This window comes from Peribacillus sp. TH14, from assembly GCF_016651145.1.
In the GTDB taxonomy this organism is placed as follows: domain Bacteria; phylum Bacillota; class Bacilli; order Bacillales; family DSM-1321; genus Peribacillus; species Peribacillus butanolivorans.
Genome location: NZ_JAEKEK010000001.1, coordinates 2,328,719 through 2,351,262, shown reverse-complemented (window position 1 = coordinate 2,351,262; position 22,544 = coordinate 2,328,719). Strand labels below are relative to the sequence as shown.

Annotated in this window: 13 protein-coding genes and 2 pseudogenes; 7 read left to right on the top strand and 8 right to left on the bottom strand. The window is 35.8% G+C overall.

Annotated elements, in window-relative coordinates; translation table 11 throughout:
* The first annotated feature begins 22 nt into the window (after nt 1-22).
* Nucleotides 23-1,213, top strand: a complete 1,191-nt coding sequence (locus JFU50_RS11335; protein ID WP_201187411.1) for a glycosyltransferase family 4 protein — start codon at nt 23-25, stop codon at nt 1,211-1,213.
* A gap of 15 nt (nt 1,214-1,228) precedes the next feature.
* Here the strand turns inward: JFU50_RS11335 and tagH are convergent, their stop codons facing one another.
* The 5 genes and pseudogenes from tagH to JFU50_RS11315 all read right to left on the bottom strand — a co-directional run bounded on the left by tagH (nt 1,229) and on the right by JFU50_RS11315 (nt 7,830).
* Nucleotides 1,229-2,026: a teichoic acids export ABC transporter ATP-binding subunit TagH gene (gene tagH, locus JFU50_RS11330; protein WP_201187413.1), complete on the bottom strand. Its 798-nt coding sequence runs from the start codon at nt 2,024-2,026 to the stop codon at nt 1,229-1,231.
* Between the two features lie 17 nt (nt 2,027-2,043).
* The gene (locus JFU50_RS11325) at nt 2,044-2,841 is read right to left on the bottom strand and encodes an ABC transporter permease (RefSeq protein WP_201187414.1); all 798 of its coding nucleotides are present in this window, start codon (nt 2,839-2,841) and stop codon (nt 2,044-2,046) included.
* 3 nt (nt 2,842-2,844) lie between these two features.
* Nucleotides 2,845-4,068, bottom strand: a pseudogene (locus tag JFU50_RS11320) (CDP-glycerol glycerophosphotransferase family protein); the annotation flags it as partial.
* Nucleotides 4,069-4,371: 303 nt separating this feature from the next.
* Nucleotides 4,372-4,464: pseudogene (locus JFU50_RS31965) on the bottom strand (hypothetical protein); the annotation flags it as partial.
* Between the two features lie 42 nt (nt 4,465-4,506).
* Nucleotides 4,507-7,830 carry a CDP-glycerol glycerophosphotransferase family protein gene (locus tag JFU50_RS11315; RefSeq protein WP_201222641.1) on the bottom strand — a complete coding sequence of 1,108 codons (3,324 nt, stop codon included), beginning with the start codon at nt 7,828-7,830 and terminating at the stop codon, nt 4,507-4,509.
* A 1,306-nt stretch (nt 7,831-9,136) separates the two neighbouring features.
* Here JFU50_RS11315 and tagD point away from each other — a divergent pair.
* The 5 genes from tagD (at nt 9,137) to JFU50_RS11290 (ending at nt 15,264) form a co-directional block, all read left to right on the top strand.
* Nucleotides 9,137-9,535, top strand: coding sequence for a glycerol-3-phosphate cytidylyltransferase (gene tagD / locus JFU50_RS11310; protein WP_201187419.1), 399 nt, complete (start codon nt 9,137-9,139; stop codon nt 9,533-9,535).
* The gene (locus JFU50_RS11305; RefSeq protein WP_201187420.1) at nt 9,528-10,700 is read left to right on the top strand and encodes a CDP-glycerol glycerophosphotransferase family protein; all 1,173 of its coding nucleotides are present in this window, start codon (nt 9,528-9,530) and stop codon (nt 10,698-10,700) included. Before tagD ends, JFU50_RS11305 begins: the two co-directional genes overlap by 8 nt.
* A 510-nt stretch (nt 10,701-11,210) precedes the next feature.
* On the top strand, nt 11,211-12,260 hold the full coding sequence (locus tag JFU50_RS11300) for a C40 family peptidase (RefSeq protein WP_201222639.1): 1,050 nt from the start codon (nt 11,211-11,213) through the stop codon (nt 12,258-12,260).
* A gap of 103 nt (nt 12,261-12,363) precedes the next feature.
* Nucleotides 12,364-14,139, top strand: coding sequence for a M14 family zinc carboxypeptidase (locus JFU50_RS11295; protein WP_242489039.1), 1,776 nt, complete (start codon nt 12,364-12,366; stop codon nt 14,137-14,139).
* Nucleotides 14,140-14,337: 198 nt separating this feature from the next.
* A complete protein-coding gene (locus JFU50_RS11290; RefSeq protein WP_201222635.1) occupies nt 14,338-15,264 on the top strand; it encodes an LCP family glycopolymer transferase in 927 nt (308 codons plus the stop codon).
* Between the two features lie 73 nt (nt 15,265-15,337).
* On the opposite strand, the gene JFU50_RS11285 is transcribed toward JFU50_RS11290, so the two are convergent.
* The 3 genes from JFU50_RS11285 to secA all read right to left on the bottom strand — a co-directional run bounded on the left by JFU50_RS11285 (nt 15,338) and on the right by secA (nt 20,738).
* The gene (locus JFU50_RS11285) at nt 15,338-17,101 is read right to left on the bottom strand and encodes an LTA synthase family protein (RefSeq protein ID WP_201222632.1); all 1,764 of its coding nucleotides are present in this window, start codon (nt 17,099-17,101) and stop codon (nt 15,338-15,340) included.
* 362 nt (nt 17,102-17,463) lie between these two features.
* Complete coding sequence (locus JFU50_RS11280) at nt 17,464-18,348, bottom strand: accessory Sec system S-layer assembly protein (protein ID WP_201222630.1); 885 nt, start codon at nt 18,346-18,348, stop codon at nt 17,464-17,466.
* Nucleotides 18,348-20,738 (bottom strand): preprotein translocase subunit SecA, encoded by a 2,391-nt coding sequence (secA, locus tag JFU50_RS11275; protein ID WP_201222628.1) that lies wholly within the window; start codon nt 20,736-20,738, stop codon nt 18,348-18,350. The genes JFU50_RS11280 and secA overlap by 1 nt, the downstream gene beginning before the upstream one ends.
* A 317-nt stretch (nt 20,739-21,055) precedes the next feature.
* Here secA and JFU50_RS11270 point away from each other — a divergent pair, with 317 nt between their 5' ends.
* On the top strand, nt 21,056-22,486 hold the full coding sequence (locus JFU50_RS11270; RefSeq protein ID WP_201222626.1) for an alkaline phosphatase: 1,431 nt from the start codon (nt 21,056-21,058) through the stop codon (nt 22,484-22,486).
* The last annotated feature ends 58 nt before the right edge of the window (nt 22,487-22,544 follow it).

The following is a 22,544-nucleotide window of genomic DNA, read 5'->3' as shown; positions in this document are numbered from 1 at the left end:
TTTAAAAGAACGGAGTGCGGATATGAATATATTAATAACAACGATATTTTCCTACCCTCATGAAGGGGGCCTATCAAGTCATATCACCACGTTAAAAAAGGGATTGAATTCACGAGGTCATAGCGTGGACATTTTGTCTTTCTCACAATTACCCTCATTTAAGAAAAAGTTGCTCGCCCAGGCTCCAGGTTTTTTATTAAATAAAGTAAAACACGGGAGCGGGCAGCTGTTCAATGATCGACAACGTCTGAAGTTATTGACCTCTTCTATTAAAAGTTTGAAAAAAAAGTATGATGTCATTAATGCACAGGATATTTTCGCAACGCTTGCCTCCATTGAATCAGGAATCCCAACTGTGGAAACAGTCCATGGGTATTATTCATTTGAGGCGGTTAGCAGGGGGGCCATTTCTCCTGACAGTATGGAAGATTTAATCATTCGCGATTTTGAAAGAAAAGCCTATCAGTCTGTTGCAAAAGTAGTAACCGTCGATCACCGAATTAAAGACTATATTAACCATTTAGCACATATCGAAGCGGAAACAATTAAGAATTTCATTGACGTGGCTGCTTTCAAACCCGAAACCACCGACCGGAATGAAACTCGACAAGTCTTTCAAATCCCCTTACATAAAAAGATGCTCTTTGTTCCTAGAAGAATGACAGAAAAAAACGGCGTTATTTATCCGATAATGGCTCTTCCCGAGGTACTGAAAAATCATCATGACACTGTATTAGTCTATGCCGGGACAGGAGAACAGCAAGCCCAACTTGAAAAAACGATAACCAGGCTCAAATTAACAGATTCAGTACTATTCCTAGGTTCAGTGCCTTTCGAGAAAATGCAAAACCTGTATGGTGCTTCAGATATCGTACTCATTCCAAGCGTTCATTCACACGGGGTAGAAGAAGCGACCTCCATATCTGCTTTAGAAGCGATGAGTTCCGGTTCACCTGTTATTGCAAGTGCAGTCGGAGGCCTCAAGGAAATTCTCTCTGATGGAGAAGATGGTTTGCTCGTGGAGGAGAAAAACATCACAGCACTATCTCAAGCCATCTCTACTCTGCTTAGTGACCCAGTACGAGCTGCAAAATTAGCCGAAAAGGCAAGATATAAAATTGAAAATGAGTATTCCCATCTAGCCGCTGCCGAGCGGTTTGAGAAGGCTTACCAAGAAGTGGTGAATTCAAAAACAGGCAGACCCAATACTTGAGTCTGCCTGTCACTTTTATACCGTTGTAGAACTACGCTTGTTCATTTGATCTTCGCGGTATTTTTTCTGTTCTTTTTTAGACATTGCTTTATATTCTTTCAAGAATGCTTCATATTGCGGCATAACTTCCTTGATGGGGCCGTACGCTTTTACTTCTCCATATTCAAGCCATAACGCCTTTTGACAGAATTTCTTCATCTGACCGATTGAATGGCTGACGAAGAACATCGTTTTGCCTCTTTCCTTAAATTCATTCATCTTCTCTAAACACTTTTCAGCAAAGTTTTTATCCCCAACTGATAAGGCTTCATCAATAATCAGGATATCTGGATCAATATGAACGGAAATGGCAAATCCAAGCCTTGACTTCATTCCACTTGAATAAGATTTCACCGGTTGGTTAATGAACTTGCCAAGCTCTGAAAACTCAATGATTTCAGGCTCCAGTTCGCGAATCTGCTTTTTATCGAATCCGAGCATCAACATTTTCAATTCGATATTTTCTCTACCTGTCAATTGGTTGTTAAGACCTGATGAAACAGCGATTAAAGCTGTTTTCCCGTTAGCTTGCACATTTCCATCCGTGGGCGGGATAATACCAGCAATAATGTTGGACAATGTGGATTTTCCGGAACCATTGACCCCGACAAATCCGATTACATCTCCCTTTTCCGCTTCAAAGTTAACATTTCTAAGAGCATAATACTCTTCTCCATAGCTTTTAGGCAAAAGAAGATCCATCAATTTTTCTGAGTTTTTATTATATAATTTATATTTTTTCGTTACGTTTTTGACAACTACCGATTTTTCCATCTATTCTCACTTCCAGTTTACTTAAAGTCAACAAAGCGATCTCTAAATCTAACATGCAGCGAGGAACCTATCAAAAATAAGACGATTACGACTGCCCAGAAATAAAGCGTATATTCCCAATTCACTATTAGGTACCATGATTCCCCCAATAACGAAGCTCGATACCCTTCAACAATATAATATAGAGGATTTAGCTTCATGATATTAACGATTACTGGATGATCTTTAGCATCTAATACCCAAAGGATTGGTGTTAAATAAAACAAGACTTTCATTAATGACAGTATTATATTGTGAACATCACGAATAATGGTTGATAAGGTGGAAGAAATTAATCCAAATGAAAATAACAGAGCCACTGTCGCAACAATATAGTAAGGCAGTTGTATGATGTAAAACGTCGGGAGATAACCCGTAAACGCTAAAAGTATGATGATGATACCAAGCAGCATGAGATGTTGATACAACTTAGCAAAAATAACATAAGAAGGAATGACACTCATTGGAAAACTCATCTTGGACACCATATTCATTCGGGAATAGACAGATTTAGACGTCTGGGTTATTGTCGGATTCACAAAGAACCAAACTACGATCCCTGCCATCAGCCATGGAAGGAAATCCTCGCCACGATTAACCATTATAAACCCGAATACAAACCAATAAATCGCAATTTGAATCATCGGATTGATGATTTCCCACAGGATTCCTAGGTAGTTACTGCTGTTAGCGCTTTTCATCTCGTAAGCAGACAAACGCCTTATCAAATAAAAATTGTTAATTTGTTCTTTTAAAACGGTCAAAGCTGAACTCATATATTACACAGACCTTCCTAAAAACACTTTTTCTACGACACGGCGCGAAGCTTGGCCATCCTCGAGCGCACAAAACTTCTCATGAAATTGATTAGATCCTACAGCATTTCCAAACTCCATAGCCTTGATGCTATCAATGACCGCATCAGACGTTTTTACTAACGAACCTGGTGCCATCGCTTCAAAATCAAAGTAAAACCCGCGAAGCCTGTCCCTGTAATTTTCAATATCATATACATAGAACAACATTGGTCGCTTTAAATTTGCGTAATCAAAGAAAACTGATGAATAATCAGTTATTAATAAATCTGAAATAAGATACAAATGATTGATATCTTCATAGCTGGATAAATTGTAGACAAAACCTTGATACGCCGATACATCCAAGTTCTCAGAAATTAAATAATGAAGACGGAGCAAAATAACATACTCATCCCCTAATTCCTGTTTCATTTGATCCAAGTCCAGTTTTATTTCAAATTTATATTTTCCCTTGCTATAAAACTCATCGTCTCTCCACGTAGGGGCATATAAAATAACCTTTTTCTCTAATGGTATACCCAACTTCCGTTTCAATGAGTCGATTGTATCACGATTATTCCCATTGTACAGTAAATCATTACGCGGATAACCCGTTTCCAGTATTTTAGAAGGTTCAACTTGAAAGGCACGAGCAAAAATCTCACTTGAATAAGCATTCGGAGAAATTAAATAATCCCATTTACTTGATTCGGCATGGAAATTTTCTTTATAACTTTCCGTTGTCGTTCCAGGCATATGAACTTCCTTCATATCTGACGCAAGTTTCTTCAATGGAGTTCCATGCCACGTTTGCAAATAAACCGTGTGATTCGGCTTTGGAATCCAAAGCGGTAACCTGCTGTTCGTTACCCAGTAACGAGCGCGTGTCATTTTAAGTAGCCAACTAAGTGAAAAACGTTTGAGATAGGGAATACCTGCCTCTTCAAATTGAGCGGTATACCTATTATCTACACTCCAATACATTTTATATTCAGAATGGTGACACTGCAAGTATTCATATATTGCACGAGGATTACAACTGTATTGCTTCCCTAAAAAACTTTCAAAAATAACAAGCTTTTTGTCGACTGGAAGCACTTTCGCTGCTATGCCAAAAATGAATTTATATCCTCTAAAAAAAATGGTTTTAACTATATTTTTAAACGCTGATAAAAAGGAAGGTTTACTTGGGATTTGTATTTTTTTATTTAACATATCTTATCTCCCTGTTTATTAAGTAGTAGTAGTGGTTGAATGCTTAAACCCAGAAAATACAGAATCTCTCCTACTCAACAAACTACTTCTTTAAAATATTCCGGACTAAAAATAAGCTCGCCCATATTAGGGAGAGCTTATTTTTGGTGTACACTTAACGGCTACTCCAAAGGCTTTAATGCTAGTCCCAAATTATTTGCCACTGTTGTCTAAAACTCGACATTTTTATTAGAATCTCGCATTAACCATTCAAATAGCATTATGAAATCACCGATGCGATTCTCCATAAATCAATCATCTATGATTATAATTCAATCTGATCTCTATAGATTGATTAATTACCGATTCAATGGTTTTTCTAATGAACTTCTCGGCATTATATGCTACAGCAACTACAGAGACCTTTTTATCTCACCTAGAAATAGTAAATCAATTATCAAAGAATTTATCAACGATTCTCTTTGTTGCTTTACCATCCTCTATTCCACAATACTTTTCTCTAAATAAACTGTACCTTTTTTTGTATTGCATGTTTAATTCATCAATATTGGTAATAGATTCTATAATATCCTCAGTGGTTTTTAAAAATGGACCTGGTGCTTCTCTTTCAAAATCCATATAGAATCCACGAATATTATCTCTGTAATCTTCCAAATCATAAGTGTAATACAAAATAGGTCGACCTGTATTAGCAAAATCAAACATTACTGAAGAATAATCAGTAATCAATATATCACTAATCAGGTAGAGCTCCTGAATATCTGAATAATTGGACACATTCATAACAAAATCTTCGTACCCTTCTGGGATACGGAATTTATTACTAATTACAACATGCATCCTTAATAATAGGATGTATTCATTTCCAAGAACTTCTTTCATTCTCTCCAAATTTAAATTCAACTCAAAAATGAATTTATTGTTTTTAGATGTTTGATTATCTCGAAATGTAGGAGCATATAAAATAACTTTTTTTCCTTTTGGCAACTTCAATTTACCCGCTACAGAGTTTGCAATGACTGAAACATCTTCCCTATAAAACAGATCATTCCTAGGATATCCCGTTTCTAATATTTCTCCATCATAGCGAAACGCACTTTTGAAGGCCTTGGACGCATATGGACTTGGTGATATTAAATAATCCCAATTCTTTGTTGCACTATGCACTCGATTTAAATATCCATCGTCTCTTCCTTGAATATTCTCTATATCAAATTGCATCTTTTTCAAAGGTGTACCATGCCACGTCTGAATATAAGTCGTCTCTTTTCTTTTATTTATATACGTAGGAAAGTTTTGATTATTTATCCAATAGCCTGCTTTAGCTAAATAATAATAATATTCCGGACTTAAACGTTTTATCCGTTTAGTATTCTTATCCTTTATCGGTAAATTACTATTATAAACCCAAATTTTTTTATAGTTATTATCCCTTTTTACTAGTTCTTCATAAATATACTTGGGACTATCTGCAAATTGTTTTCCAATTCCACTTTCAAAAAGAATAAGGTTTCGGTCAACAGGTAGTACCCTAGACATAATTTTATATACTTTTTTCATTACAGGGAAATAAACTCCACTCTTCCTGAAACGATTCAATAAGAATTTAAACATTACATGATTATAGATTTTCTCTATTAACTTTTCTTCTTTTTTAACATTTTGAATCACATCGAAAATTCTTGAATTAGAATGAACATCACGATATTTAATAAAACGGTTAGCTTTATCTATATATTTTTTCTCCATGATAAAATTATTTTTGGCATACTTTTCAATAAAAACGATCAGTTCATCCAATTCATTAACGATTTCACCTGGAAGATCATTATCTAAATCCAAATGTGATGGTCTTTTCCCTATGAAACGGTCTCTATCAAATTGATAGTAAATCACTGGCTTATGCAGGAAGCTAAAGTCAAAGGCAACACTTGAATAATCCGTTATCATAATCGCACTTTCCTTAATTAGCCTTTGAACATCCACTTCTCCCTGACTAATTACCCTAACTGGAGCATCTTTAAAATAAGGCGTGAATTTTTGCATATTAGGGTGCAGGCAAAAAATGATTTCAAAACCGTAATTTTTAGAAAAATCATGTAAAGCCGAATGGTGCACTAATTTCTGATAACGCTCAAAATACTCACTTTCCAAAAATGCTTCATCAGATGTAATCCAATCTCTCCAAGTTGGAATAATCAACAATTGTCGCTTCAATAAAACATCATTCTTAAACAAGGAGTCAAACCTCGAGAGTCCTGTCGTAAACACTTCATTTTCGTTATACTCAAAATCAGTGACAATCATATTCTTTTCGAAATCTGAACTTACTAGAAAAACATCCGTATTAAAGCCTGATGTTGCATGTTTCCCATAATTAGCTACCATATTCTTAGTACCCATAACACCATGTTGAAGAAAAACTTTAACAGCCTTAACCCGCCTTTTAAAAGCAGATGTTCTTAAAGGATACAAATAATCAGGATGATGTGATGATATAACACGTGTCGATTCTAAGGTCTTTTTAATATGTTCCCTTGACTTGAAATAGAGTACATTACCTAGAGGCTCTACGTTCTTAGCTTCCACAGATTTTTCCTCGATCACATAATACACTTCTTTTTCAGGATGATTTTCCCTCATATATTTAAAAAAGTGATATCCAGTATCCTGCGCTTTATAAGTTCTTTCGCCAATAATCCATACATCTTTTTTCTTTTTAAATAAACTCGAGAACCTTCCCCAACGCATTTCCCTTCTTAAATATTGATACGTATCTATCGGGAAGTTAAACACTTCTAATGATAAATTTGAGGCTTTAAAGGTATAGTATGGTTTGACTACAGCAACTGTATTATCCCGGTTAACACTGGTCTGTTTTGTAAATATTTTAGCTCTAGTTGTTGGTCTACCAACCCGTACCATTTTCGGCTCTTCCTGATCGTGCAAATGCAATTTCATATAAATATCAAATACATCATCTGCCAAATCTTCATCGACTAATTGTTCTAAATTTAAATTGATATTATATATATAACGATTCAACCCATATTTCTTAATATTAACTTCCTGGTTATAAATAAAGGATATATTTGCTTGATATTCTTTTTCACTTTGTCTTCCTTTTACTATACCTTCACCTGAAAGAATCTTTGAATTCTTAGTAAAAATTTGCCCATTGATAAGCATTGATTTTGGCTCATAGGTCAATTTTTCAATTTGGGATTTTACTGAAGTGCCAGGTACCTTATTGAAGTGAAGAGATAGATTACCTTTTTTAGTTATAGAGAAAATACTTTGTTTATCTTCATATGTGAAAAAACTTAATTGATCAATGTAGGTTTCCTGAAAACGCCCTAGACGAAGTAAATATTCGATATATAACTCGTCGCCTACCTCCACATACTCGGCTTTATCTTCAATTTTAAGGATTGTTTTTTCGCTCAGTTTTTCAACAGGCACGGAAACCTTGATATAACAGTCATAAATCATTGGTTCCGACTCTTGTAAGTTTTGGTTTAAATCTTTTAGATTTATTTTAAAATCAAAATTAGATGAAGTTTCAGCGATTTTTATCGTTTTAACTTCATTTTCCCTTGAATGAAGCCAAAGTTCTTTTGCGCAATAATATTCTTTTGAAAACTTTCCTTTAATCAAAAGAATATCTTTTTCTTGGACAATGGTCAGACTCTGTTTCAACCTAATTTTAGGAGATTTTTTCACTTTCCTTTTTCTAAGAAGCTTATTTATCATTGTAGACCACCTATAACAAATTATTTAAAATAAATCATTTGCAAATTTACACTCTAAAATCATAAACTTTTTTAACGTTTTTCTCAATAATTAATGAGGTAAACTATCTTTACATAACTGGATGAATTATTGCTTATGGCACGTTTCAATAGGATGAGGTCAATGTTAGGGGATACATTATATAGAAGTATTATGCGCAATAATCTTGATATAACAGCGAAATGGATTACATATTAACAAAATGTACAAGGGTTTCCAAATCTTTTCTATTGCACAGAATTATTCTTCCTACGAAGCGGGATGTAGGTATAGCGGTCCATCTTGCACGTGACAACTTGGTAAATACGCATTTTGGGTCTATAAAGGTTGTACTATAACCCTTGCCTTTACTCAACTAGACACAAAGGGTACCCTGAATCTCTCAGCTTGCTTTCTGTCTCAAGACGAAATGCAATTGGCACATAGCTTCCATTGATAAAGCAGTTGTAAATTTGTTTTTAAACGATAGTTCCCATATTGTTCAGGAGACCATTTATAAAGCAATTTTACGTAGTCTGTTCAAGCTAGACTAAATAATATTTCCCACTATGTATACAAGCTATTTATGACCTTATATCCAGCTATTGAGCCTCCTGGCTGCTTTATTTATCATATAAACCATAATTTCATTTTTACTCACGCGCAATACAGAAAGAATGGCTATTTAAAATGACACCAACTTCTCTTGTAGAATGCCCTAGTATACGAATTATTCGCTTCTAGTTGTTGCGCTTAAGATTACAATGCATCTTATAAATTTGTTGCTAACAACTCGCCCTTACTCGAAACAAGAATGTTATTGTTCCCCTACTGGTTGTACCTATAACTTAATCACCCCTTTCTAAAATAGATTTAACCGCAAACCTAACAGTATCAAAATAAAAAAATTAATGAATATGTACTGACACATTTTCGAGTACCAAAATAACTAAAAGATACTATATAATAGATATTTAAGAATTTAACTTCCTTATGTAATTTATTGGAATATTGTGCTTTTTTCTTGTCCTAACAGGTTTAAAAATTGTTAAACTCATGAATAGTTATCTAATAAACTAATTATTTATTAATATTGTAAAAATTTTGTGGTTTATTTGTAAAAATTTTGCGTTATAATTAGATAGTGAAGCATTATTAAAACACAAACACTTCATATTCATATATATAATGCGTCCAATTGTTCGCCTTTATGCTTCTCATTAAAATATCCTACTTCGACCTTTTCTTAATAAATATAAATAAATATACTTGTACAGGAGGAATAAAGATGAAGAAAGTAATCACGTACGGTACCTTTGATTTGCTTCATTGGGGCCATATCAATCTATTAAAACGCGCTAAGGACCTAGGAGATTATCTAATCGTTGCTATTTCAACGGATGAATTTAATGCTCTAAAAGATAAAAAAGCTTATCATAGCTTTGAAAACAGAAAAATGATTCTTGAATCCATTCGCTACGTGGATGAAGTTATACCGGAAGACAATTGGGCGCAAAAAAGAGAAGATATCGTTCGTGAAGGTGTAGATATTTTTGTCATGGGAGATGACTGGAAAGGCCAATTCGATGAACTGGCTGAAGTTTGTGAAGTTGTATACCTGCCAAGAACAATCGGCATCTCTACTTCTCAAATTAAAGATGACCTTTTACAAGTTACAAATGGCTAAAGAATTCGCGATAGGGATTTATTTATTTTGCTTCAAAGTGATATTCTCTATCTTTAAACTATTTCCATTAACTGATAAAACAACCTTTGTCACATCCTTCGGGGACAATTGTCAGTACATTGCAGATGAAATGGACAAGCAGAACCTTGCTGTACAAAAAGTATTTTTAATGAAATCGAGCAGTCATATACAAGTGAAGGACGATGGAAAAACCATCGTCCTTCCGTTTGAAACGAAAAATATAATCGCCATGATTCGGTCGATTTATCACCTGGCTACTTCCAAAGTAATTATCATTGATAATTACTTTGGTTTTCTTTCAACCACTACATTTAAAAAGACAGTGACTTGTGTTCAAGTATGGCATGCGGCCGGTGCCATTAAGCAATTCGGGTCGAAGGATCCTTCGATTAAAAGTCGTTCTGCCGGTGCAAGAAAAAGATTTTTGGAGGTATATCAAAAATTTGATTATGTCACAATAGGTTCCGAGAAAATGGCAGAAATTTTTCAGGAAAGTTTTCAATTACCGAAATCCCATATTCTTAGAACTGGGATACCTCGGACTGATTTCTTCTTTAATGATGAATCTAAAAAAACTTCACGTAGAGCGTTGTTAGCCATGTTTCCTGAGCTCGAGCATAAAAAAATCATGTTATATGCCCCCACATTTCGAAATGATGGCTTAAACACCGGAGAAATTGCACTCGATTTAGAATTACTCTACAAAGAACTGCAAAGCGAAAATTACGCGTTATTGTTGAAACTGCATCCGGCTGTAAAAGCAGAACATGATTTACAACATAAATTTCCCGGATTCGTATATCCAGTCCATAGTGATTTTCATGTGAACCAACTGCTAATTAGCACGGATCTTTTAATAACCGATTACTCTTCGATTCCATTTGAATTTTCTTATTTAGAAAAACCAATGATTTTCTTTGCTTATGACTTGGAAAAGTACGAGAAAGAGCGCGGATTTTGGGAGGATTATTCCTCTTCCATGCCCGGACCGGTCGTATCTACCAATGAAGAGCTCATTAAAAAAATCCGGAACGCTGATTATTCTATAGAAAAAATTGAGCCCTTTAAGCAAAAGTGGAATCAATACTCCACTGGAAATTCAAGTGAAAAGTTAGTAGATTTTCTCTTTCACAATTCAAAATAAGAAAATCATTAGATAAATTCTGATTTTCGATAAAAATAGAGCAACCACTCCGTAAAACACGGAGTGGTTTTTTTATGTAATAAACCATCGACAATCAGTTCAAATAAACAAACATTTAAAAAAGGAACGAAATTATGGTTGTAGCAAGTTCTATAGAAGAAAATAATTCTGCTAATTTGTTCAATTGGTATAAGATCCAAATTTCAGGATCAACCGCCATTTGGTATGTCGCTTTTTCCAATAAACGAAAGAAAGGATACCGTCCAGGAACCCTTTTTTCGTTTTTATTTATTTATAATTGTAGATCATCATATACGCACAAATCTTCAATATCTGCAAAATGTGAAAAAAGACTCATAAAATAGAAAATATTGTAGATTACAATACTCAAATCCCACCAGTATAAACCAGTAAAATACTACTATCTTCCCCTTGTAACAAAAATGTAATATAATTTTTACCAATTAATTTGATAGAATAGGGAAAAAGACATATTTGAGGTGGAAAACCGTGAAAAAGAGTGTTGTCGCATTTTCGACATTAGCTATTCTATCATCGACGTTTGTTTCTCCTGCCCTTGCCAGTACCTATACAGTTAAAAGCGGCGATACCTTAAGCAAGATCGCTCAAAATCATAATACTACGGTGAAGGACTTAAAACTTCTTAATAACTTAAAAACAGACCTATTGAAGATTAATCAAAAATTAATTACACCCAACTCCAAAACAACAACAACCACAACAGCAAAGTCTGCTTCAGTTTCCGTAGAAAAAACAAAGAAAACCACTTATACCATTGTTTCTGGAGATACTTTAACTAGAATAGCAAACAAACATAACCTTACACTTGCTGAGTTAAAGAAGTTAAATAACCTAAAATCCGATAGAATTTATGCAGGTGCTAAACTTATCGTATCTAGTTCCACTACTTCAACTACTATTGATTTACCTAGCAGTTCCAAACCATCAAATGTTACATCGCCCCCAAAAATATCGGGTACATACGTTGTGGTAAAAGGTGACACACTTTCAAAAATTTCAAAAAAGACTAACTTAACTGTGGCTGAACTTAAATCAATAAACTCGTTAAAGTCCGATCTAATCAGAATAGGCCAGAAACTAAAACTAGTTAAATCAGCCAATACAGACTCTACAGATCAAAGCAATGAAAAAGTAGATACACCACACTCCGGTAATAAGGTAGACACACTCGTTTCTGAAGCAAAAAAATTAATTGGTTCCCCTTATTCGTGGGCTGGCGCTTCCCCCTCAGGTTTCGACTGCAGCGGATTTATTTACTATACGTTTAAAAAAGCTGGTTATAAAGTTTCGAGGCTTTCCTCTTCCACTTATTATGATATGGGAAAAAAAGTTACTTCACCGAAGTCTGGTGATCTTATCTTTTTTGCAACTGGTTCGAATAGAGCAGTCGTTAGTCATATGGGTATTTACCTAGGAGATGGACAGTTCATTCATGCCTCTTCAAGTAAGGGAATAGAAATCAATACCGTTTCAAACTCTTACTTCAAAAGTAGAATCATTGGTTATAGAAGTTTATAGTGTTTTTTACCAGACTACATTTTAAGATTCTGGTAATTTTATGCAAAAATATGCACTTTCTATATTAATCTATGGTTATTATTATCTCGAAATGGGGCATAGCATGTTAATATTTCGTATATTTTTATTTTCTTTCGTCATCCTCTGCGGGTCTATATCACTTTTCACAGAATCTACTTTTGCACAATCATCGATTGTTAATCCGAATCAAACATACTCTACCGCTAAGATGCTAAACGATATTAAGAAGCTCGAACAAGCTTATCCCGGTATCATCAAAAAAGAAGTTATTGGAAAATCTGAATACGGGCGGAATATATATGCTGTTTCTCTTGGAAAAGGGGATTCTACTGTTTTCATTAATGGATCTCACCATGCCCGTGAATGGATTACTACCAATCTCACGATGAATATGATAGACAAATATTCAGCTGCCTATAAAAGCGGCACCAAAATCAACGGCTATGATGTCAAAAAGCTCCTTAATAATACAACCATTTGGTTTATACCAATGGTCAATCCGGATGGAGTAACCTTGCAACAATTTGGTCTGAAATACTTCCCTGCAAAAGACCATTCAAAAATCATTAAAATGAATAATGGCAGCAAAAACTTTAAACGTTGGAAAGCAAATGCAAAGGGAGTAGATTTAAACAGACAATATGATGCAAATTGGAAGAATCTCGAAAGCCCTAAAGCACCCTCATATAAAAATTACAAGGGCGCTAAAGTGGCGACAGCGTCCGAAACTAAAGCCGTACTTTCATTTGTTGAAAAAATCGATCCAGAAATGACGATTTCCTACCATTCAAGCGGGCAAATTATTTTCTGGAAGTATCAGCAAACAGGGAGCCGCTATACTCAGGATTATAAGTATGCCAGTAAATTAAGTAAAATAACCGGCTACAGCCTTGTTAAACCAAGATCGACCGGAGGCGGTTTCGGTGATTGGTTTAACAAAGTAGAAAAGAAACCAGCCTTCACCATTGAAGTTTCTCCAGCTGTTGGGGAAACTAATGTACCTCTTAAACATTATTCTAAAATTTGGAGTCAAAACGCAAGCATTGGTCTTTATACAGCACAAGAAGGCTACAAGCTATTTGATACTCGCAATACTGCAGCCAGTGATAAAGTAACGAAGAATATTAAAACGTACAATAATACAGCGGCTAAGTTGAAAAACTATTACTCTCAAAACAAATTGACGGTTACGAGCACCCATAAGACACTATATGACAAAACGGTTAAAGAAATAAAAAAACAAGAGAAAGCAATTGCCAAGCTTCCAGCGAAATATCGGACAAAACCAAATGCGGCATTAAAAACGACCAAAACCTATCGTGATTACTCCCTAGCCTACATGAATGGAATTAAGGCAGGAGACGATCTCGTCTCAGCTAACAAGAAGCTTACCGGTTATTTAACTGCAGGAACTTTAAACGATACAACGCTTACTCTCTATAATAATTCGATAAGTCAGATAACAATAGTTGAAAGTAAAATCAAGAAAATGTACAGTAAAGATGTCCAAAAACTTGCCACTGCCAAATATGTCACCCCAGCTAAAACTAGCAATAAAAACATAGGCTATGACTTAGCCAGATATGAGCTATTATTAAAAATGAAAAATGATTTAAAAAATGGAAAATATGATGAAGTTAAAGCTAATATTTCAAATTATGAAAAATTATTTTCGACTTACTCTTACAAAAACACAGAGATTCAATTATCGAACATGCTGCAAGCCATTAAAGATGAGATCCTGCAACTAGAACCAGAAGAGCCTGAACAACCTGAACCACCAATTGAAGAACCAGGAGAACCAGGAGATTCAGATACAGCTCCTGAAGCTATAGAGGGCGACTCAGCCGCCCACTAATATTCCACTAACAGGAAATCGAAGGAATCTTGTTACTAGGACTCCTTCGATTTTTTGAATGGAAATAGGTAAAAATACACTGTAAGTACAAAAAGAAACTATTCTATTCTTAACAAAAAACAGGTATAGTTAAACATACCAACTAGGTACTTTTTCATACTTTTCCATTTTAGTGGAATGGTTCAGGGAGGAATTAAGATGAGATCCGAACATAAAAAAAAGAAAAAGAAACGAAAAACGTTTAAAATAATAGGGTTTACCCTTCTTATCCTTTTCATCGGTGGTGGCGCTTATGCGGCCTCTGTTTATCAATCCTTGGCAGGTGCAATTCATACTATGCAGGGTGCGGCGCATAAAACGGACAAACGTGTAGATGATATCAAATTTAAAAGTCAGGACCCTTTTTCACTGCTTATACTTGGAGTAGATGAAAGAAAAAATGACAAAGGCCGTTCAGATACGATGATTGTTATGACCATTAACCCTAAACAAGAATCCATCGAATTATTGAGTTTGCCCCGTGATACACGTACAGAAATAATCGGTAAAGGTACGAATGATAAAATGAACCATGCCTATGCATATGGTGGCGTGAATATGTCGATAAACACAGTGGAAGCCTATTTAGATATTCCGATTGATTATTACGTCAAAATGAATATGGAAGGCTTTCAGGATATTGTAAATGCTGTGGGTGGCGTCACGGTAGATAATGATATGGACCTTGCCTATAAAGGATATAGCTTTAAAAAAGGCACTATAGACTTGGATGGTAAAGAGGCTTTAATTTATTCCCGAATCCGTAAAGAAGATCCTCGCGGTGATTATGGTCGCCAAATGAGGCAACGTCAAGTTATACAAGCCGTCATGAAAAAAGGAGCAAGCCTATCCACACTTACCAATTATGACGATATATTTGAAGCCCTTGGTAAGAACGTTGAAACCAATTTAAGTTTCAATGAAATGTTAAGTATTCAAAAAAACTACAAATCGTCACTTAAAAATATTGAACAATATACACTTGAAGGTGACAATCAAAAAGTCGATGGAGTTTGGTATAACATTGTTTCCGAGAAAACAAAACTCGAAGCCCAAAACCGTGTAAAAACACATCTTGGATTATAAAGAAAGAGGATGGCTATTATTAGTCATCCTCTTTTCTGATATTAAAAAACGCTTTAAATCAAGGTTTACTTTATTAATCAATCGTTTGATTAAAATAATCGGAACGGATAACTTGGTCACTCATATCCACATCTTTTTGGTCTTCCGGTAAAAACTCTTCTACTCTCCCCTTTCCATTTATTTTCATTTGGGCACCATAATCCCCTTTTAATATCAGAGCTTCTCCCTCTTCACCATTAAGCATGGTCTCTCCAAAGAAAGAAGAGCTTTGAATGCCAAGCAAATCATATAATGTTGGTAAAATATCGACTTGCCCGGCCACCTTATCAATCGTACGCCCTTGAATATCCTCCTGATAAATAATCACTGGAATGGGCATATACTTTTCGATCCATTCTTCATCGCTAATTTTAATTCCGTAGTACCCTTCAACTTCATGTTTATCTTTTACAAATAGGCCATCATGATCTCCGTAAATAACAATCACGCTGTCCTTCAATTTTCCATTTTCTTTCAAATTCTTTACAAATTCCTCTATGGCCGAGTCTGTATAATGTAACGCTTCATAATATTTCGTAAGGTAGCTTCCCTCTTTTCCTACTTCAGGTTTCAATGTTATCTGATCCGCTGGTAGCGAAAACGGTACATGACTCGTCAATGTCACGAAAAAAGCGTAATAGGGATTTTGTTTATCTTTTAAATAATCATAGCCTTGTTTAAAAAAACTACGATCACTCAAGCCCATCGATATAATCTCATCCTGCTGCATATCCTCAATGGAGATATAGTCATCAAAACCTAGAGCAGGATATGCATGCTGCCGGTTCCAAAAGTTTTCTTCATCACCATGGAAAGCATAGCTTTGGTAATCTATCTTCTTTAATTCTTTAGCAAGGCTCGGAAAATCGTTGTAAGGAAATCGGAAAAAGGTCGCCCCTTGCTTTAAAGGATATAACCCAGTATTCACAATCAACTCACCGTCTGATGAGTTTCCAAATACCGTCTGTGGATATACATGTGGGAAGAATAAACCGTCTTTTGCTAGTTTATTCATAAATGGCGTGACTTCTTGTCCTGAACTCTTTTGGAATAACGGAAAGGCCTGTAATGATTCTACTTGGATGATGATGACATTCTTACCTGCTAATGAGCCAGAATATGTACTATCCTGCTTGTTCTTTTTATCGAAGTAATTAGAAACGGCTCTCTTTTCTTCTGAAGACATTTCATTCTTTCCCGAATCAACAAAGAAGGCATACGTATCCAATACATGATGACCAATTGGACCCCAACTTCGCAAAAAGGTATTCGCCTCATAACGTCGAGTTATATCTACCTGATCGATAAAAATATTTTTTACTGGCTTCAGCCCCGCTATCATCAGAAATAATACAGCCGGTACAAGTGCCATAGCTTTGAGCGGGTATATTTTCTTTACAAATGATTCAGCAATTGGAACGCCCACCAGTAGAAAGACAGCGTCCTTCACTTCCACCATACTGAATATGCTTTCACCAAGCCCATTTAGATTGCTTTTTTGCATCCACATATAGGAAGTGATAGGTGTTGAATAGTAACGGTAAAACCATATATCACCAAGAAAAAAGGCCATTATAGTAAGAAGAAAGACTGTAAAAATAGTACCCTTTATGAATCTTTTCGTTATCCATTCCTTAAGATAGACCAAAAATCCAGCGACACCGAGAATAATTGTAAATATACCGATAGAAAGATTATTATCCATCTTTTCATTCGTATAAATAAAAAGTATGGCCACGATGGATATAGATAAGACCTCCAATAGTCTCTCCTTCAATCGCCGGTTGTTATGCTTCATGCTACCGCCACTTTCCTCTTCATTATTTCCAAGCTCTTTAAGAAGTCCGCTTACATAAGATTACTTATAGATATTACTTATCGTTACCATTTATGAGAAAATACACACGTGATATAGTTAGAATATTATGAAATTAAATCTTGGTTTTCAATTTATCGAAAAGTAAGTAACCCATCTTCTTTACCATTTAATTATCGTACTATAGTAAAGATTGACGGAAATCAAAGTCAAAAATATCCTGTTTTTTTCTTGACTCCAATAAATAACTCCTAGTCCGATTATTAATAAACTCATAAAATAATAATGACTTCATTTCTCATACACAAAAAGCCCTCATCACAGATGAGGGCTTTTCAACTTCACTATTTAGAACTTGGTGGGTATACTTTCCAACGTGTCAAATCGGGATTTTTCTTTGTTACTAGTTCACCCGGAAAAATAAACGTCCATGGCTTGCTTGTATTCGCCTTCACTTCAAAGTCTGTAAGAGAAAAACCACCTTGGCAAACCTGGTCTCCATCTGCATCCTCTACAATCAATGGTAGCTTTTCAATTTTAATCTGTTTGTCACTGCCATTACGAACCAAAACGGTGACTGCTAATTGATTATTTTCTTTCAAAGTAGCTTCTAGTCCCATAAAATTAACTTCACCTTGATTAATCTTTGGCAGTCCGGCAACAAGCCGCTGTAAACTCTCTCGTTGAGCTTCGGAAAGCTGTTCTATCCAGATCGGTGCCAAATCCAATGCATGCTCCATAGATTCCTGATTCTTTAGTTCAAATGCTATCTTCCAACCTTTGTCTGGTATCGACTCCACTAGAATATCTTCCTCTTCAAACATAAAGCTCCACGGCATACATGAAAGGGCTGGTATTTCTCCCATTTCCGTCAAATCGAAGGACTTCTTCGCCAGAACTTGTCCATTTTCATCCAGCAACAATAAATCCACTAATTCAAAGCTTACAGCCTTATCTAATGTATTACGAATAAAAGCCATAATTATTACATCTTCTTCAAACCTTGATAACCGAACTTCTGAGATAGAAATTTGATTCGGTTTTAACAAAGACAACTGTTGATGATGAAACTGAAGTACATATCTTTCCTGTTTGGAAAAATCCGCTTCCTCATGAAAAACCAAGGAAGTATTAATTGCAGCATCAACAGCTGATACGGAATCTTCCACTGTTACCGTGTTACTCTGCACTGCTTCTTTTATCTTCTCACCTCTACCAAATAGGCCCATTACTTCTCATCCTCCTTTTCATCAAGTTCTTCCTCTTCATCATCCAATTGGTTTTTATAAAATTCCATAAAGTTTGTACTGATACCTGACTCAATTTCGACTAATAGCTGCTCAAATTGATCAAGTGCTTCTTTTTCAAACAACATATAAGGGTCCTGTTGACCGTAGGCATTTAAACCAATGCCTTCCTTCACTCTATTCATTTCACCTAAATGGCTTATCCAGTTCATATCTATTTGTTGTAGCATAAAGGCGCGAAGCTGGCTTACCCAATCAACATTGTCCTGAAATGTTAAGATCATGGGTTTTATCTCGTCAAATGAAGCCAGTGCTTTAGCTTTCACTTCAGACCCATCTAAATTTTGCACGTCAATTTCCTGCCAATCTAATGCAAAAAATACAAGGGAGAGCTCTTCAATAAAAGCCTTTGAATTTGGTTGTTCCGTATATTCAGGATAATATTTCAAAACGAGTTGACGGATGTATTTCTCAATATATTCAAAAATAATGGTGAACATTTGGTCAGGATTGAGATTCAAGATTCTATCTCTCATCGAATAAATAATTTTACTTTGCTCATTTAATGCATGTTCTAATTTCAATAAGTGGTTACGGCTTGATTGATACATCTGCTGAATCGTTTCCTGCACCTTTTTTGTAAATTTTTCCGGAGCGGGACCTACCACCATACCATTTACATCCGTTTTGACTTTCTTCATATATCGTTCAATTTCTTCTTCATCATAGTAATCAAACAATTCATCTTCCAGGGAAATGATAAATTGTGTAGAGCCTTGGTCCCCTTGTCGTCCGGACCGTCCACGAAGCTGCATATCAATCCGATTGCTTTCGTGACGCTCCGTCCCGATAATATGAAGACCACCTAATTCCTTAACTTCTTCATCAAGTAAAATATCCGTTCCTCTTCCAGCCATGTTCGTAGCAAGCATAACTTGATTTTTTTTCCCGGCATTGGCGATAATACCTGCTTCGCCTTCTTCCGTTTTTGCATTAAGGATCTGATGTTGAATTCTTTCCCTCTCTAAATGAATAGACAGTGCTTCCAATTTTTCAATGGAAGTCGTACCTATTAGAATTGGCCTTCCTTCTCCATGAATTCGTTTTACTTCCGAAACAATTTTATTGATTTTACTTATTTCATCTTTAAAAATTAAATCCGGTTCATCACAACGCTGAATAGGCTTATTCGTTGGAATTTCAATAACAGGCAGCTGATATGTTTCCCAAAATTCTGACTTTGAAGGCATAGCACTTCCAGTCATCCCTGAAAGCGAGTTATATAAACGGAAATAATTTTGGATGGTAATTGTAGCCTGTGTTTCGTTCTCTTCAGAAATTTCCAAGCCTTCTTTTGCTTCAATTGCCTGCTGAAGCCCTTCACTAAAACTACGTTCTTCCATCACCCTGCCTGTGAATTTATCGATCAAAGAAATCTCTCCATCCTTGACGATATAGTCCACATCTAATTTCATAATGGCATGAGCTTTAAGTGCCTGTGACACATTATGCAATAACTCCTGATGCTCTAAGTCATACAAATTATTGACTCCAAATGCCTTTTCAATCCTGGCCGCACCTTGATCTGTTAAAAAGGTCGCTTTAGATTCGTTAGAAATCTCATAATCTTCATCCTCATTTAATGTCTTCATGATCTGTGATGTAATATGAAAAAGCTCTGCCCCATCACTTGATTTTCCAGCAATGATTAAAGGCGTTCTTGCTTCATCAATCAAGATGCTATCAATTTCATCGACAATCGCAAATTGGTGGCCCTTTTGCACCTTTTCCTCTTTTCGAAAAACCATATTATCACGCAGGTAATCAAAACCGAATTCCGTTCCCGTTCCATATGTAATATCTGCTGCATAGGCTTCACGCTTTGCTGAGGGCTGCATTTTAGAAATATTCAAGCCAACCGACAAGCCAAGAAATTCATGAACCTGGCCCATTAATTCTTTATCTCTGCATGCCAGATACTCATTCGCCGTGATAATATGAACACCTTTTCCCTCCAATGAGTGTAAATAGCTAGGTAAGGCTGCAACAAGTGTTTTTCCCTCACCTGTGTTCATTTGAGCTATGGCTCCCTCATTTAAGACAAAACCTCCTATAAGCTGAACATCATAGTGCCGAAGTCCCAATACACGTCTGGTTGCTTCCCGCACCACAGCAAAGGCATCAACTTGTATATCCATCAAGGTTTTACCAGAAGCAAGGAGACTTTTAAATGTATCCTTCATGCCTCTCAATTCATTATCTGAATATTTTTTATATTTAATCTCTAATTGATTCACATTATCTACAAGCTTATAAATTCTTTTTAAGTCTTTAGAACTCTCATTAAATATCTTCTTCATACTAGTTAACATAGGATTTTCTCTCCTATAATATCAATTGTACAACTAGTTAAATTATATCATATATAGGTATATATTGAACTTTTATCAATGATTACCTATCCATAGCAAATAGCAGTGTGAAAGGATTTTTTCAATTTTTGTAAGACCCTCGTAACAGGAATTTCCGCTGCTTTATCCCAGGCTGTAATCTGGTTCAAACCTGGACGAAATGTAAATCATGCAGATATATCCACATATAAGATTAAACCCTTCCTGATATTAAGGAAGAGTTTTTTTATGGATTTCAACAAATAATATAAAGACTTACACCAAATGGAGGATTACATATGAATAAGACAACTAGAAAATTCATTCATAAACCTAGACGACCTTATCAATTTGGACTACTCGTTCTCTTCTGCCTTATTGGCTTAACATCTCCTATTCAGGCAGAATCGCAAAACACTCCGAAAAATGTCATTTTGTTAATTGGTGATGGCATGGGGTTGGGTGCAATAGACATTGCCAGGCAATTTGAATATGGAAAAACGGGAATTTTACATTTGGAAAAGTTAGAGCATGTCGCTCTGATGCGTACTTATTCCGCTAATAATTTTGTCACTGACTCGGCTGCTGGGGGTTCAGCGATTGCCACAGGTGTCAAAACCAACAATGAATCAATCGGTGTAGATTCAAATGGTTCTGAAGTAGACAGTGTACTGGATGCCTTTCAAATGAGCGGAAAAAAAGTCGGAATTATCTCAACCAATATGGTTGTCGATGCCACCCCTGCTGCTTTCGGTGCCAGTGTATCAAACCGCTGGACAGGTGGCGCACATATCGCGAGACAACTCTTTGATAATCGTATCGATGTTATTCTTGGCGGTGGAGCCAGTTATTTCGGAGCGGATAAGCAAAATGGTGTAGATTTAGTCGCTAAATTTAAAGAAGCTGGCTATAGGGTTACGGCTAATAAGCAAGAACTTGATTCGGTTCAAAAATCAGAAAAACTTCTGGGACTGTTTCACCCTACTTATATGAATTTCAAGCTTGATAAAGAAGAATTTCATTCACAGGAGCCATCACTACCCGAAATGACAACCAAAGCAATCGAAATTTTGTCTAAGGGTGATAATGGATTCTTTTTAATGACTGAAGGTGCACGAATTGACCATACGGAGCATGCTGCGGATATCACTGGGATATGGAAGGAAACAATCGAATTTGATCAAACTGTAAAAGAGGTTGTAGACTGGGCTAAGAACAGAAATGATACCCTGATTGTAGTGCTTGCAGACCATGAAACAATGGGGACCTCTGCTTCTGAAACAATGGATATCAGTGCATTGAAAAGGATCAACGTTTCTTCTGAATATATGTCCAAGCAACTTACTTTCGATAAAAATAATGAAATCAATCCCGAAAGTGTCGGTTCCGTATTTAAAAAGTATGCTCATATATCTCTTACAAATAAAGAGGTCCATCAATTCATTGATAACGTAAGAAAGAATAGAACCCTTGTCTATCCACAACATCAAATAGATTGGGAAATCGGAAGCACAATTGCCAACTATTATAAAGCAGGAGTAGCTGACCGCAGCGTACGGGCAGCCAGTTCCACCGGAGGACATACCGCCAATATGATTCCTGTTTTTGCAACGGGCCCAGGCAGTGAAGCCTTTGATGGAGTCATTGATAATACAGATATATCGCAAATCATCACAAAAGCCGCCCGGGTACCATTTACACCTGGCCAGCATCAAACAAAAGAGGAATGAATTTATTCATACCTCTTTTCAGATATTCTACTGTGTCAAAAGATAGATTTTTTCGGAA